The 14,151-nt window shown below is 68.2% G+C and carries 16 protein-coding genes; 7 read left to right on the forward strand and 9 right to left on the reverse strand.

Annotated features, from left to right (window positions below):
* A partial coding sequence (locus JWP60_RS24690; RefSeq protein ID WP_299797607.1) for a peptidoglycan-binding domain-containing protein occupies positions 1–154 on the forward strand: 154 nt, incomplete at its 5' end.
* Positions 155–164: 10 nt separating this feature from the next.
* Positions 165–851, forward strand: a complete 687-nt coding sequence (locus JWP60_RS24695) for a general secretion pathway protein GspB (protein WP_299797568.1) — start codon at positions 165–167, stop codon at positions 849–851.
* Between the two features lie 6 nt (positions 852–857).
* Here the strand turns inward: JWP60_RS24695 and JWP60_RS24700 are convergent, their stop codons facing one another.
* From JWP60_RS24700 to JWP60_RS24710, 3 genes are all read right to left on the reverse strand, one after another.
* On the reverse strand, positions 858–1,451 hold the full coding sequence (locus tag JWP60_RS24700) for a DUF6064 family protein (RefSeq protein ID WP_299797571.1): 594 nt from the start codon (positions 1,449–1,451) through the stop codon (positions 858–860).
* Positions 1,448–2,332: an aldo/keto reductase gene (locus tag JWP60_RS24705; RefSeq protein ID WP_299797574.1), complete on the reverse strand. Its 885-nt coding sequence runs from the start codon at positions 2,330–2,332 to the stop codon at positions 1,448–1,450. Before JWP60_RS24705 ends, JWP60_RS24700 begins: the two co-directional genes overlap by 4 nt.
* A 63-nt stretch (positions 2,333–2,395) precedes the next feature.
* Positions 2,396–3,100, reverse strand: coding sequence for a hypothetical protein (locus JWP60_RS24710; RefSeq protein WP_299797576.1), 705 nt, complete (start codon positions 3,098–3,100; stop codon positions 2,396–2,398).
* 202 nt (positions 3,101–3,302) lie between these two features.
* Between JWP60_RS24710 and JWP60_RS24715 the strand changes: the two genes are divergently transcribed.
* The gene (locus JWP60_RS24715) at positions 3,303–3,842 is read left to right on the forward strand and encodes a polymer-forming cytoskeletal protein (RefSeq protein WP_299797579.1); all 540 of its coding nucleotides are present in this window, start codon (positions 3,303–3,305) and stop codon (positions 3,840–3,842) included.
* 63 nt (positions 3,843–3,905) lie between these two features.
* On the opposite strand, the gene JWP60_RS24720 is transcribed toward JWP60_RS24715, so the two are convergent.
* The 4 genes from JWP60_RS24720 to JWP60_RS24735 all read right to left on the reverse strand — a co-directional run bounded on the left by JWP60_RS24720 (position 3,906) and on the right by JWP60_RS24735 (position 8,023).
* Positions 3,906–4,808, reverse strand: coding sequence for a sugar phosphate isomerase/epimerase family protein (locus JWP60_RS24720; protein WP_299797582.1), 903 nt, complete (start codon positions 4,806–4,808; stop codon positions 3,906–3,908).
* 116 nt (positions 4,809–4,924) lie between these two features.
* Positions 4,925–6,109, reverse strand: coding sequence for a dihydrodipicolinate synthase family protein (locus tag JWP60_RS24725; RefSeq protein ID WP_299797585.1), 1,185 nt, complete (start codon positions 6,107–6,109; stop codon positions 4,925–4,927).
* A gap of 11 nt (positions 6,110–6,120) precedes the next feature.
* On the reverse strand, positions 6,121–7,284 hold the full coding sequence (locus JWP60_RS24730) for a Gfo/Idh/MocA family oxidoreductase (RefSeq protein WP_299797587.1): 1,164 nt from the start codon (positions 7,282–7,284) through the stop codon (positions 6,121–6,123).
* A gap of 88 nt (positions 7,285–7,372) precedes the next feature.
* A complete protein-coding gene (locus JWP60_RS24735) occupies positions 7,373–8,023 on the reverse strand; it encodes a TetR/AcrR family transcriptional regulator (RefSeq protein WP_299797589.1) in 651 nt (216 codons plus the stop codon).
* Positions 8,024–8,062: 39 nt separating this feature from the next.
* Here JWP60_RS24735 and JWP60_RS24740 point away from each other — a divergent pair, with 39 nt between their 5' ends.
* Positions 8,063–9,766, forward strand: a complete 1,704-nt coding sequence (locus tag JWP60_RS24740) for a thiamine pyrophosphate-binding protein (RefSeq protein ID WP_299797591.1) — start codon at positions 8,063–8,065, stop codon at positions 9,764–9,766.
* 194 nt (positions 9,767–9,960) lie between these two features.
* Here the strand turns inward: JWP60_RS24740 and JWP60_RS24745 are convergent, their stop codons facing one another.
* A complete protein-coding gene (locus tag JWP60_RS24745; RefSeq protein WP_299797593.1) occupies positions 9,961–10,458 on the reverse strand; it encodes an SWIB/MDM2 domain-containing protein in 498 nt (165 codons plus the stop codon).
* Between the two features lie 267 nt (positions 10,459–10,725).
* Between JWP60_RS24745 and JWP60_RS24750 the strand changes: the two genes are divergently transcribed.
* Complete coding sequence (locus tag JWP60_RS24750; RefSeq protein ID WP_299797596.1) at positions 10,726–11,220, forward strand: Lrp/AsnC family transcriptional regulator; 495 nt, start codon at positions 10,726–10,728, stop codon at positions 11,218–11,220.
* Positions 11,221–11,248: 28 nt separating this feature from the next.
* Here the strand turns inward: JWP60_RS24750 and JWP60_RS24755 are convergent, their stop codons facing one another.
* The gene (locus tag JWP60_RS24755; RefSeq protein ID WP_299797599.1) at positions 11,249–12,169 is read right to left on the reverse strand and encodes a DMT family transporter; all 921 of its coding nucleotides are present in this window, start codon (positions 12,167–12,169) and stop codon (positions 11,249–11,251) included.
* 27 nt (positions 12,170–12,196) lie between these two features.
* Here JWP60_RS24755 and JWP60_RS24760 point away from each other — a divergent pair, with 27 nt between their 5' ends.
* Both JWP60_RS24760 and aceA read left to right on the forward strand, forming a co-directional pair.
* Positions 12,197–12,601, forward strand: a complete 405-nt coding sequence (locus JWP60_RS24760; protein ID WP_299797602.1) for a gamma-glutamylcyclotransferase family protein — start codon at positions 12,197–12,199, stop codon at positions 12,599–12,601.
* A 234-nt stretch (positions 12,602–12,835) separates the two neighbouring features.
* Positions 12,836–14,151, forward strand: a 1,316-nt coding sequence (gene aceA, locus JWP60_RS24765; RefSeq protein WP_299797604.1) for an isocitrate lyase, incomplete at its 3' end; no start/stop codon positions are given.

A 14,151-nucleotide genomic window follows, 5' to 3' on the forward strand; every position in this document is an offset into this window, starting at 1 on the left:
GGCGCCGCGCCTGGGGCCCGCCCTGCGCGCCGAAGTGCGCGCCTTCCAGCTCGCGCAGGGGCTGCCGGCCGATGGCCGTCCCGGTCCGCTGACGTACATGCAACTCAATCGCGTGAGCGGCGTCGACGAGCCGCGCATGCGCACCGAACCCTGAACGAGCGAGCATGTCCTACATCCTCGACGCACTGCGCAAGGCCGATGCCGAGCGCGAACGCGATCCCGCCCGCGGCATCCACGCCCAGCCGGCCGCGGGCTTCCCGCTGCCCCCTGCAAATCGCTCGCGCGCGTGGGTCGTCTGGCCGGCGACGTGCGCAGTCGCGGCACTGGCGGCGGCCTATGCTTTCTGGGGCCGCGCGCCCGAGGTCGGGGCGAGCACTGCGCGGCCTGCGGTGCCGGTGGGATTGAGCCAGGGCGCACCCGCCGCGGGCGCTGCGGTCCTGCCGGTCGCCACTAGCGTGATGCCGCCGCCGCCGGCTGCCGTGGAGCACATGGTCGCGAAGATCGTGGTTGCGCCGCACGTCGCGGTCACGCGCGCCGCGTCGCCAGCAGCGCCGGCCGCGTCCACCGCGGCAACGAGCGCGGTGGCCGCATCGGCGGCTCCGGCCACCAGGCCCGCAGCCGACCGCATCGTCGCCGTCGCCGACCTGCCACCGGACGTCCAGCACGCCTTGCCCAAGCTGGTGATCTCGGGCGGCGTGCACTCGGAAAACGCGGCGCAGCGCATGCTGATCGTCGGCGGCCAGGTGATGACCGAGGGGCAGGAGCTCGCGCCCGGCGTGCTGCTGGAGCAGATCCGGCCCCGCAGCGCCGTGCTGCGCTTTCGCGGCTACCGGTACAGCGTCGCTTACTGACGCCGTTCAGGCGATCAGCCAGCGCGTGGCCAGCCCGAGAAGCAGGAACAGCACCGGCAGCGCGGCCAGCAGCGGCCGGCGCAAGCCGCCTTGCCGCAGCGCCAGCAGGGCGCCCAGCGTGGCCAGCGTGGTCGGGTCGGGCATGAAGCCGAAGACTTCCGCTTCGACCCAGCGATGGCCGGTGCACCAGGCCAGCAGCGGATAGCAGAGGGCCGCGCTGCCGAGAACGAGGGCCATCGTGCGGTCCCGGTGCGGCACGAAGCGCAGCGGCGCCGGAGGCAGCAGTGCGAACGCCAGCAGCATCGCGGCCTGCACCCCGCAGGCCCGCGCCAGCCAGGTCGCCCCCAGGAAGATCTCCGTGTAGCGCAGCGAGAAGAAGGACCAGCCTATCCAGGCCCAGGCCGCGCCCAGCACCAGCAGCACCATGCGCTGCGCGCCGATGGCCGACTCGCGCAGCGCCACCAGCAGGCCGAAGCAGGAGACGATGCCGACCAGCTGCGCCGGCCACCACGCGTCGTTGTGCCTGGCCACCAGGCGCCAGTAGGCCTGGGGCGAGAACATCAGGAAATCCGACAGCCCGTACGTCCACCACTCGGTCATAGGCCGGACACGTACGCCGCCATCCGCCGCCGCATCGCCTCGTCCGGCATCCGGCTGCGCGCCACCCCCAGGTTCTCGCGGACGTGCTCGACCCGGCGGGTGGCGGGGATGGCGCAGGTGACCGCGGGATGGCTGATCACGAACTTCAGCGCGAACTGCGCCCAGCTGCCGCATTCGATCTCGGGCGCCCAGGCCGGCAAGGGATGCCGCTGCAGCTTGCGCAGCAGGTCGCCCTCCTGGAAGGGGCGGTTGATCAGCACGGCGAGTCCGCGTTCGGCGGCCAGCGGCAGCAGGCGCTCCTCCACCTCGCGATCGACCAGGTTGTAGGTGAACTGCACGAAGTCGAGCCGCTGCGTGCGCATGATGCGTTCGAACTCGGCATGCCGCCGGCCCTCGGAGGTGGTGATGCCCACGTAGCGCACTTGGCCTCGCTGCTTCATCTGCAGCAGCACGGGCAACTGCTTCTCCCAGGCAAGCAGGTTGTGCACCTGCAGCAGGTCGAAGCGGGTGATCTGCCATTGCGCCCGGGACTTCTCAATCTGCGCCGCGCCATCGCCGCCGGTCCAGACCTTGTCGGCGGCAAACACGCGCCGGGCGCCCAGCCGATGCACGCCTTCGCCCACCACGCCCTGCGAGGACCCGTACATCGGAGAAGAGTCGATCAGCCGGCCGCCGCCGTCGAAGAAGGCTTCCATCACCTGCGCGCAGCGGGCCCGTGCCGGCGGATCCTGGCCGACGTTGAAGGTGATCCAGGTGCCGAGACCCACGCGCGGGATCGGTTCGCCGGTGGACGGAATCGCGCGGGTGAAGGGCGACGGCTGCGCCACCGCCGGCGCGGCTGCCGCCAGGAATGACCATCGCAGCAACGTCCGCCGCTTCATGGCGGCAAAGCCTAGCACAGCGCGGCCCTTCCTCCGGCGCCGGAGCGGAGCGGCGGCGGGCGTTTACTCGCCGGACGCCTGCGGCGGCTGGAACACGGACCAGCGGCCGTCCTTGAACAGGTACAGGCCGGAGGAGATGCGCGTGCTGTCGTTACCAGCGAACAGGGCCGCGGCGCTGAAGCGCAGCGTCGCCACCGCCGACGCATCGTCGGCATGGGCGAACACCAGGCCACCGCGATCGGGCACGGCGGCGACGATGCCGGAAGGGGACTGCTGCAACTGCTCCAGCCAGAAGTCGCGATCGAGGAAATAGCTGCTATCGAGTTCCGGCGCGTTGCCGTGCACCTGCATCAGGCCACCGCTCCAGGGCTCCGCCACCGGCTCGCCGTAGCGGCGGCGCAGGTTGTCGACGGCCACGTGCAGCGCCTGCTCGGGCGACAGCTGCATGCGCTGGAGATCTTCCGGCGAGGCGCTCTGGACGTGGCGCTGGCCGTCGAACACCAGGCGCAGGTGCATGTCGCCCAGGTACTGGAACCAGCTTGCCTCGAACTCGAACTCGCGGCCATCGGCGGCGCGCGCGCTGATCTTGCCGAAGGGCGTGAGGCTTTCGTCCTGCTTGTTGGCGCCCGGGCTTTCGCGCAGGACCACCAGCAGGTTGTCCTCGTTGACGTCGAAGCTCTCGGCGGACCGCGCGGGATCCGCCTGCGCACCGGTGATGGCGGCCAGCAGGGCGCCGGCACCGCACAGCGATCGCAGCCAGGGTTTCATGGCAGATCCCGTCCTCTGCGCTCCATCGTGACGGCTGCATGGCCTGCGCGCAAGCACCCGATGGAGGATGCGGCGGATGCTGCAGTGGCGTCGGTTCCCGGCAACGCCATTCGTTACCCTTCTTGCGCCACCCGCGGCACTTGTAATGGAGGCGCTGCGTAGCATCGCAGCTCTTCGCTTCCATTCCCAGAGGTACCGTTTCATGGCCCTGCAATCCCCCTTCTTCAACGGCAACAACAAGCGCGAGGACAGCACTGCGCGCCCGGGCCTGAATCCCAACGCCGCTGCCGTCGCCCACCCGCCGCTTGCCGCCGCCGTGCCGGCTGCTGCGCCTGTCCAGGCTACGGCCGCCGGGCCCGTCAAGGAGGGCGAGAGCAAGCTGACCGTGGGCCCCAACATCAAGCTCAAAGGCGTGGAGATCACCGACTGCGACACGCTGGTGGTCGAGGGCTCGGTCGAAGCCACGATGGATTCGCGCGTGATCCAGATCTCCGAGCGCGGCGCCTTCAAGGGCTCCGCCGACATCGACGTCGCCGAGATCCGCGGCGTGTTCGAAGGCAACCTCACGGCGCGCCAGAAGCTGGTGATCTATTCGACCGGCAAGGTCACCGGCCGCGTGCGTTACGGCAAGGTGGTGATCGAGGAGGGCGGCCAGCTCTCCGGCGAGATCGAGGCGGGCACGTCGCCCGCCCGCCCCACGCCGGTCGCGGGCCAGCGGCCCGAGCTCACGCCGGTTCCGTAAAGGGAATCCCGCGCCGGCGGGATGCGTTCGGTCCATGGCAGCCCGCGGGGCGCGGGACTGCGTTCAGACGACCGTGCGGTGCCGCGCGATGCAGGTGTCCAGCACCTCCTCGTGCGGCCTTTGCCACCACTGCCCGGTGGAGAAGATCTCCACCTCGCTGTAGCCGGCAAAGCCCTGCGCCTCGACCCAACCGCGAATGCGCGGGATGTCGATGACGCCGTCGCCCATCATCCCGCGGTCGTTCAGCAGGTCCACGGTCGGCGTCAGCCAGTCGCAGACGTGGAAGGCGAGCAGGCGCTCCTTGCCGGCGCGCTCGATCTGCCGCTGCAGTTTGGGATCCCACCACGTGTGATAGATGTCGAGCGCGACGCCCAGCGGCGCTGGCGTCCTTGCCGATTCGCCAGCGGTGCGGCCGGGATCCAGCTGGTCGCACAGGTCCAGCGCCTGTTCCAGCGTGTTGACGCATGCGCGATCGGCCGCATACATCGGATGCAGCGGCTCGATCGCCAGCGGCATCCGCGCCTGCCTGGCATGTTCCAGCAATTCGGCGATGCCATCGTGCACCTGCGAGCGCGCCAGCGCGATGTCCTTGTGCGCGGGCTTGCCCTGCAGTGCGCCGGGCAGGCCGCCCACCACCAGCACCAGGCACGGCGCGCCCAGTTCGGCGGCTTCGTCGACGGCGCGGCGGTTGTCGTCGCGCGCGGCTTTCAGTCCCGCCGCATCCGTGGCCGGAAACATGCCGCCGCGGCAATAGCCGGAGAGTTCCAGGCCATGGGTGCGCACCAGCCTGGAGATGTTGGCGAGCCCGGCTGCCTGCACCTGGTCGCGCCAGGGCGAGATCGCCCGGATCCCGCGACGCACGCAGGCCTCGATGATCTCGGGCAGCGGCAGGTCGACGCCCTTGCTCTTGCGGACGGTCGCGGTGTTGATGGACAACCAGCGGTGGTCCTGGGAGAAGTCTCTCATGGGGGATTCCTTGGCTCCTGGATGTCATTGCGGGCTTGACCCGCAATCCATGCGGCGCCTGTGCAAACGCCGTCGTGGATGCCGGGTCAAGCCCGGCATGACATCCGTCTTGGGCTCTATTCGACGCCGTGCACCGCCAGCAGGGCCTTCATCCGGCGCACGGCCAGCTCCGGCTGCTCCAGCAGGTTGGCCGCATCGGCCAGGCGGAACAGTTCCGCCAGGTGCGGCAGGCTGCGCGCGCTTTGCTGGCCGCCGACCATGGTGAAGTGCTTCTGGTGGCCATTGAGCCAGGCCACGAACACCACGCCGGTCTTGTAGAAGCGCGTGGGCGCCGCAAAGATATGGCGCGACAGCGGCACCGTGGGGCCGAGGATGGCGTGGAACTTCTCGAGGTTCCCCTGCGCCAGCTCGCCCAATGCCGCACTCGCGGCGGGCGCGATCGCGTCGAAGATCCCGAGCAGCGCGTCGCTCCTGCCTTGCACGGGGTCCTGGCCGAAGCCGTCGCCGGCGATCAGCTCCGCGTAATTGAAGTCGTCGCCCGTGTACATGCGCACGCCCGCGGGCAGGCGGCGGCGCATCGCGATCTCCTTGTCCTTGTCCAGGAGGGAGATCTTGATGCCGTCGACCTTCGAAGGATGTGCCGCGATGATGCCCAGCGCGGTGTCCATCGCGGCGTCGGTGTCCTTGGTTCCCCAGTATCCGGCCAGGGCCGGGTCGAACATGTCGCCCAGCCAATGCAGGATCACCGGCTGTCTCGCCTGCGCGAGGATGCGGTCGTAGACGCGCTCGTAGTCCGCCGGCGACTGCGCCACCTGCGCGAGTGCGCGGCTGGCCATCACGATCAGGCGGCCGCCGAGTTTCTCGATGGCGGCCATCTGCTCCTCGTAGGCGCGGATCACGTCGTCGACGCTCTTCGCATCCTCCACCGCGAGGTGGTCGGTGCCGCAGCCGGAGGCGACCAGCGCGCCCGGCACGTCGCGCGCCGCGTCGGTGGAGCGGCGGATCAGTTCGAGCGAGGTCGGCCAGTCCATGCCCATGCCGCGCTGCGCGGTGTCCATGGCTTCGGCCACGCCCAGGCCCAGCGACCACAGGTGCTGGCGGTAGGCGATGGTGGCATCCCAGTCGACGGCGGATTGCAGCCAGGGATCGACCGCCGCCAGCGGATCGCCGACCACGTGCGCCGCCGAATAGGCGATGCGGTTGAACTTGACGCCGCGTGCCGGCTTCACCGGCGCGGTACCGCGCAGCGTGTACGTCTCGAGCGCGCCGGCGCGGGTGGGCAGCTTCAGGGTCAGGGCCATGGCTTGCTTCCTCAGAACGCCAGCGGGGGAACGTCGACGAAGCGGCGTTCCTTCCAGCTTTGCAGCGCGGCTTCCACCAGCTGCACGCCCTTGGCGCCTTCCGGCAGCGTCCACTGGTAGGGCGCGTCCTCCACGACGTGGCGGATGAAGTGCTCCCACTGGATCTTGAAGCCGTTGTCGTACACCTGCGCGTCCGGGATCTCCTGCCAGCCTTCGAAGAAGTCGATGGGCTGCTTGACGTCCGGATTCCAGACCGGGCGGGGCGTGGCGACGCGGCTTTGCGCACGGCACTGCTGCAGGCCCGCGACGGCGGATCCGTGCGTGCCGTCGACGTGGAAGGTGACCAGGTCGTCGCGCCGCACGCGCGTGGCCCAGGACATGTTCAGTTGCGCGATCACCGGCTCGCCGTTGTGGCCGACCAGTTCGGCGATCGCATAGGCGGCGTCATCGGCGGTCGCCTGGTAAGGCTGGCCGTTCTCGTCCCAGCGCTGCGGGATGTGGGTGGCGCCCAGGCAGGAGATCGACTTGACCTGGCCGAACAGGTTGTCCAGCACGTAGCGCCAGTGGCACATCATGTCCAGGATCATGCCGCCGCCTTCCTCGGCGCGGTAGTTCCAGCTCGGACGCTGGATCGGCTGCAGGTCGCCCTCGAACACCCAGTAGCCGAAGTCCAGGCGCAGCGACAGCATGCGGCCGAAGAAGCCGGCGCGCCGCAGCATGTCCAGCTTGCGCAGGCCAGGCAGGAACAGCTTGTCCTGCACGGCGCCGTGCTTCAGGCCGGACTTCTGCGCCGTCTGCGCGATGTCCATGGCCTCCGCCAGCGTGGTGGCGATGGGCTTTTCGCAATAGACGTGCTTGCCGGCGCGCAGTGCCTTGGCCAGCAGGGTGGGCCGCATCTGCGTGGTGCCGGCGTCGAAGAACACCGTGTCGTCCGGGTTGGCGAGCGCGCGATCGAGGTCCGTGCCCCAGCGCTCCACCTTGTGGGCGCGGGCCAAGGCCTCGATCTTCTCGGCGTTGCGGCCGATCAGGATCGGGTCGGGCATGACCTTGTCGCCGTTGGACAGGGTGACGCCGCCCTGGGTGCGGATCGCCAGGATGGAGCGGATCAGGTGCTGGTTCATGCCCATGCGTCCGGTGACGCCGTGCATGATGATTCCGAGACGCTGGGTAGCCATGGATGGATGTCTCCGACGGTTTAATTAACTAGACGGTGAATTATGGGCCAGGCCTTGGCGCCGGCGCAAGTCCGCGCAAACCCCTGGGTCAGCTGCGCGAGAGGTAGCCGAGGATCACGTCCGTCATGTGCGACAGGCGTTCGGCGCGCGCCCGTGGCGCCAGCAGGTCGCGGCCGAAGATGGCCGACAGCGTGTAGCTGTTGGAGAGATAGAAGTAGGCCAGGCCGGCGATCGACACGTACAGGTGCACGGGGTCGACGCCGCCGCGGAACACGCCCTCGCGCCGGCCCCGTTCCAGCACGCCGGCCAGCGTCTCGATGACGGGCGAGTTGAGCGCGCGGGCGGTCTCGGATTCGTCGAGGTGGCGCGCCTTGTGCAGGTTGGCGCTGTTCAGGAGGGTGATGAACTCCGGGTGCGCCAGGTAGTAGTTCCAGGTGAACTCCATCAGCCGGCGCACGGCCGTGGCGGGGTCGAGCTCCAGCAGGCGCAGCTTCAGTTCCTCGGTGCGGATGTCGCGGTAGGCGTGCTCCAGCACCGCCTGGAACAGCTTCTCCTTGTCCTCGAAGTAGTAGTAGATCAGCCGCTTGTTCAAGCCGGCCCGTTCGGCGATGCGGTCGACCCGTGCGCCGCCCAGCCCGTGCTCGGCGAATTCGTCGCGGGCGGCCGCTAAGATGGTGCTCTGCGAGCGATCGGCATCGCGCAGTCGTTCCTCTCCGGCGGGGTTGGGGTCTCGGGCCATGCCGGATAATTCACCAATCAGTTAATCCAGTCAAGGATCATGACCCAGGACACACAGCTCGCCGGCCACCTGATCGTCGAATGTCTCGTGGCGCAGGGCGTCACCCACGCCTTCGGCGTGCCGGGGGAGAGCTACCTCGCCGTGCTGGACGGCTTCCACAAGTACCGCGAGCAGATCGCCTTCGTGAGCAACCGGCAGGAGGGCGGGGCTGCTTTCATGGCGGAGGCGGCCGGCAAGATGAGCAACCGGCCCGGCGTGTGCTTCGTCACCCGCGGTCCGGGCGCCACCAATGCATCGATCGGCGTGCACACCGCCTTCCAGGATTCCACGCCCATGGTGCTGTTCGTCGGCGACGTGGCCAGCGACCAGCGCGATCGCGAGGCCTTCCAGGAGCTCGAGTACCAGAACTTCTTCGGTCCCAGCACCAAGGGCATGGCCAAGCGGGTGGAGCGCATCGACGACCCCGACCGCGTTCCCGAATACGTGGCGCGCGCCTTCGCCACGGCGATGAATGGCCGCCCCGGCCCGGTGGTGCTGGTGCTGCCCGAAGACATGCTGGTGAAGGCGACCACGGCCAGGCCGATGCCGCGGGTGGAAGCCGTCGAGGCCTGGAGCGACCCGGGCGCGCTGCGCACCTTGCGCGAGATGCTGCTGGCTGCGAAGAAGCCCTTCGTGATCGCCGGCGGCGGCGGCTGGACGCAGCAGTCGGCACAGGCGCTGCAGCGCTTCGCCGAGAACTGGAAGCTGCCGGTGGGCAACGCCTTCCGCTTCCAGGACTGCTTCGACAACCATCATCCGCAGTACGCGGGCGACGTGGGCATCGGCATCAATCCCAAGCTGTCGGCCCGCATCAAGGAGTCCGACCTGGTGATCGCCATCGGCCCGCGCCTGGGCGAGATGACCACCGGCGGCTACACCCTGCTGAAGCCGCCCAGGCCAGTCCAGAAGCTGGTGCACATCCACGCCAGCGCCGAGGAGCTGAACCGGGTGTACCAGGCCGACCTGGCGATCAACGCCACGATGAATGCCGCGGCGCGTTCGCTGGAGGTCTTGAGCGCGCCGCCGGAACTGCCCTGGGGCGAGGAGTGGGCGCGCGGCGCCAATGCCGACTACCTGGGCAACCTCGAGCCGCAGAAGCTGCCGGGCGACATCGACATGCCGGCGATCGTCGGCCTGCTGCAAAAGCACCTGCCGGCCGATGCGCTGATCACCAATGGTGCCGGCAACTTCGCCTCGTGGACGCATCGCTTCTTCAAGCACCACGGCTGGGCCAAGGGGCACAAGACGCAGCTCGCGCCCACGGTGGGCGGCATGGGCTATGGCGTGCCGGCCGGCATCGCCGCCAACATCGTCTCCGGCCGCACGGCCGTCACCATGGCCGGCGACGGCGACTTCCTGATGAACGGCCAGGAGCTGGCCACGGCCTCGCAGTACGGCGCCAAGTCGATCGTCGTGCTCCTGAACAACGGCATGTACGGGACCATTCGCATGCACCAGGAGCGCGAGTACCCGGCCCGCACCGAGGGCGCCGGCACGCTGCTGTCGAATCCGGATTTCGTCGGACTGGCGAAGGCCTATGGCTATGCCGGCGAGCGCATCACCCGCACCGACCAGTTCGAGGCGGCGCTGCTCGCCGCCCTGGAGCGCAAGCAGGGCACGGTGATCGAGGTGATGCTCGATCCGGAGGTGATCACGACCCGGGGGACGCTGAGCGGGATCCGGGAGGCCGCGCTGAAGAAGTAGGGTGGGTTGCCGCAGGCAGCCCACCTTCGGGCCGTCGCATTGGTGGGGTGCCTGCGGCAACCCACCCTGCGGCTGCGGGGATGACACCCCAAGCCCGGATTCGTGCGGCCCACGAGGCACGGCGTGGATCGCGGCTCAGGTCCCCAATGAAAAAGGCCGGCAAATGCCGGCCTTTGCACTGGCGCGAAGGCGCCTTACTTGACGTGCTTGCCGATCAGGCCGGCCATCTCGAACATCGAGACCTGGCTCTTGCCGAACAGGGCTTTCAGCTTGTCGTCGCCGTTGACCATGCGCTTGTTCTGCTGGTCCTGCAGCTTGTTCTTCTTGATGTAGGCCCACAGCTTGGACACGATCTCCGTGCGCGGCAGGGGAGCCGGGCCGACGACGGCGGCCAGTTGCTGGTCGGGCGTCAGCGGCTTCATGAACGCCGCGTTCGGGGTGCGCTTCTTGGCCGGTGCGGCCTTCTTCGCGGGGGCCTTCTTGGCAGCGGGGGCCGCGGCCTTCTTCGCCGGAGCCGCTGCCTTCTTGGCCGGAGCGGCTGCCTTCTTCGCGGGCGCCGCGGCCTTCTTGGCCGGAGCCGCCGCCTTCTTGGCGGCCGGTGCCTTCTTCGCCGGAGCGGCGGCCTTCTTGGCGGCAGGCGCCGCCTTCTTCGCCGGCGCCTTCTTCGCCGTCGCTTTTTTCGCAGTTGCCATGATTGAATTTCCTTGTAGAAGTTGGTCTATGCGCCCCAGCGAAAAACAGCACTCGCTGGCAGTGCGGATGCTAAGGGGAAACTGCGGTGCGCGAAAGCGGAAACGGCGCTTTTTCGCTGGGAGATGTCGCTTTTTTTCCAGCGTGTTTCCCTCTGGAAAGGGACGATTTGCCGCGCAAAGCGCCGCTGCCGCTTGTCGAGCCTGGAAGAATTCGGAAGAATCAAAGGAAAGCTCGATCACCGACCTTTTCTTTCAAGGTAGAAAACGATGTCCACCGAAGTTCCTGAACTCGACGCCAGCGACACCCGCATCCTCGAAGAGCTGCAGCGCGACGCGCGCACCAGCATGGCGGAGCTGGGGCGCACCCTGCATCTTTCGCAGCCCGCCGTCACCGAGCGGGTGCGCAAGCTGGAGATCGCCGGCTTCATCAAGGGCTACCGCGCGGTGGTCGACGTCCAGCGCCTGGGCTACGGCATCCGGGCGCTGGTGCGCGCCGGCCGCGTCGAGTACGCGCGGATGCTGCAGCTGATCGAGCAGACGCCGGAGGTGGTGAACGCCTTCAACGTCACCGGCGACGACCACTGGGTGCTGGAGATCGCCGTCATCGACGTCGAGCATCTCGACGCGGTCGTCACCAAGTTCGGCCTGCTGACCGACACGTCCACGGCAATCGTCCTGAACATGCCGCGCGAGCACGCCAGCGTGCTGCCGGCACGGCGCGAGAACATCAAACCCGTGATCCGCAAGGTGACAGGACGCTGAGCCGCGCGCAGCGCGGCTCAGCGTCCTGTCAACCAGTCGTCGCCCGGGACCGCGACGTGGCCAACAGCACCCCCGCCAGCGCACACCCGAAAGCCACCATCTGAAGCCCTGCGAGCTGTTCGCCCAGCACCAGCACCCCCACCAGCGCCGCGGACACCGGCAGCATGGCCGTGAAGACGCCGGCCTGGCCGGCGGGCACGACCTTCAGGCCCGTCATCCACAGCCACACCGTCCAGATGCTTGCCGCCAGCGCATAGAACACCAGCAGCAGCCAGGCGCTGGCGTGCAGCGCGCCGAAATCGAAGTGCCAGGCCGTCCAGGCCCCGAAGGGCGTGACGAGCACGAAGCCCCAGAGGTTGATCAGGGCGGTGATGCGCTTGGGCCCCAGCACCCCGGTGAGCGCCTTGCCGATCACCGCATACGCCGACTCGCACAGCACCGAGCCGAAGACCAGCAGGTTGCCGAGCCATGCCAGGCTGTGCGGCCCATCCGCCGAGGCGGGTGCGGCGGCAGGCTTGGCGCTGGCGAGCAGTGCTATGCCCAGAGCCGCAAACCCGATCGCCGCCCAGGTGCGGCCCGCGATGCGCTCACCGAGGAAGATGCGGCTGAAGAGGGCGACGGTCGCCGGGATGGCCGCCATGATCACGCCGGCCGAAACCGCGCTGGTCAGGCTGACGCCGAACAGCATGCAGAGCGAAAACAGGAAGTTGCCGAGGAAGGATTCAAGGAACAGCAGCCCGCGCGTGCGGCGGTTCAGCGGCGCCTCGTTGGCGGGCTTGGGCAGCCAGTGCAGCATGGCCACGGCGGCGATGCCGAAGCGCATCCATGCCAGCAGGAAGACGGGGATCGCTGCCACCAGGGGCTTGGACAAGGCCACGTAGCTGCCCACCAGGGTCATGCTCAGGGCGAGGCAGGCATAGGCCAGCGGCTTGCTGGGAACGAGGCTCATCGACAATGGCGTCCGCCGAAACGCCGCATGATGCACCAAGCCCCTGAATGCCACGTCTTCGTCTACGGCACGCTGCGCCGCGGCGGCCGCAACGACATCAATAACCTGCAGCCCGCTCCCGACTACGTCGGCATGGGCGAGGTGCGCGGCGTGCTGTACCACATCGACTGGTATCCCGGCCTCACGCTCGGGGGCGAGCAGGCCGTGACCGTCGTGGGCGAGGTGTACCGCATAGGCCCGGAACTGGAGGCGATCCTCGACACGATCGAGCAGATCGTGCCGGGCGCGGACAGCGAGTACTTCAAGCGCGAGGTCGACGTGCAGGTGGAGGGCCGGCCGCTCTCCTGCCTCGTCTACGAGATCAACCCGGCGCGCGTGCGCGACCGGCAGGTGATCGGGCACGGCGACTGGATCGTCTTTCACACGACATGAAATGCCTTGCGCATTGTGGAATCCGTGCTTGGTGCAGTGCCGCAAAATTTCTCAATACAAGAAAGTAGTTGCCGCATTGCGAAACGCCGGACGCAAGTGACTGTCAGCGCTGAAGAAAATAATTGGTCTTCTATAAGACACAAGAGCTCCTGCCGGCGGCGGCAAGACTAGAGTTCATTCCATGGCGGCAACCCCTGCCGGCCGCGATTTCGAGATCAACCCATGGAGCGAAACATGAGCAACTGGACCCACCTCACCCGCGCACAGCAGATCGCCCAGCTGGAGCAGGACTGGGCGGAGAACCCGCGCTGGAAAGGCATCAAGCGCGGCTACAGCGCGGCCGACGTGGTCAAGCTGCGCGGCTCGCTGGACATCGAGCACACGCTGGCGCGGCGCGGCGCCGAGAAGCTGTGGAGCCTGATCAACACGGAGCCCTTCGTGAACACGCTGGGCGCGCTGACCGGCAACCAGGCGATGCAGCAGGTGAAGGCCGGCCTGAAAGGCATCTACCTCTCGGGCTGGCAGGTGGCGGGCGATGCCAACAGCAATGGCGAGATGTACCCCGACCAGTCGCTGTACTCGGTGGACTCCGTGCCCAAGTGCGTGAAGAAGATCAACAGCACCTTTGCGCGCGCCGACCAGATCCAGTGGAGCGAGGGCAAGGGTCCCGGCGACGAGGGCTACATCGACTACTTCGCGCCCATCGTGGCCGATGCGGAAGCGGGCTTCGGCGGTGTCCTCAATGCGTTCGAGCTGATGAAGGCGATGATCGAGGCGGGCGCTGCCGGCGTGCACTTCGAGGACCAGCTGGCCTCCGCCAAGAAGTGCGGCCACATGGGTGGCAAGGTGCTGGTGCCAACGCGCGAGGCCGTGGCCAAGCTGGTGGCGGCACGCCTGGCGGCCGACGTGATGGGCGTGCCCACCATCCTGCTGGCGCGCACCGACGCCGAGGCCGCCGACCTGGTGACCACCGACGTGGACGGGAACGACAAGTCCTTCCTTACCGGCGAGCGCACCGTGGAAGGCTTCTACCGCACCCGCAAGGGCTTTGACCAGGCCGTGAGCCGCGGCCTGGCCTATGCCGAATACGCCGACCTGATCTGGTGCGAAACCGGCACGCCCGACCTGAAGTTCGCCCGCGACTTCGCCGAGGCGATCCACGCCAAGTTCCCCGGCAAGCTGCTGGCCTACAACTGCTCGCCTTCATTCAACTGGCGCAAGAACCTCGACGACGCCACCCTCGCCCGCTTCCAGAAGGAGCTGGGCGCCATGGGCTACAAGTTCCAGTTCATCACGCTGGCCGGCTTCCAATCGCTGAACTACTCCATGTTCAACCTGGCCTACGGCTACGCCCGCAACCAGATGACGGCGTTCGTCGAACTGCAGGAAGGCGAATTCGCCGCCGCCGAAAAAGGCTTCACCGCGGTCAAGCACCAGCGCGAAGTCGGCACCGGCTACTTCGACGCGGTGACGCAGACCATCCAGCAGGGACAGTCGTCGACAACCGCGCTGCATGGCTCCACCGAGGACGAACAGTTCTTCGACGCCAA

It is taken from the genome of Ramlibacter sp., from assembly GCF_028291745.1.
Taxonomy (GTDB): Bacteria; Pseudomonadota; Gammaproteobacteria; order Burkholderiales; family Burkholderiaceae_C; genus Ramlibacter.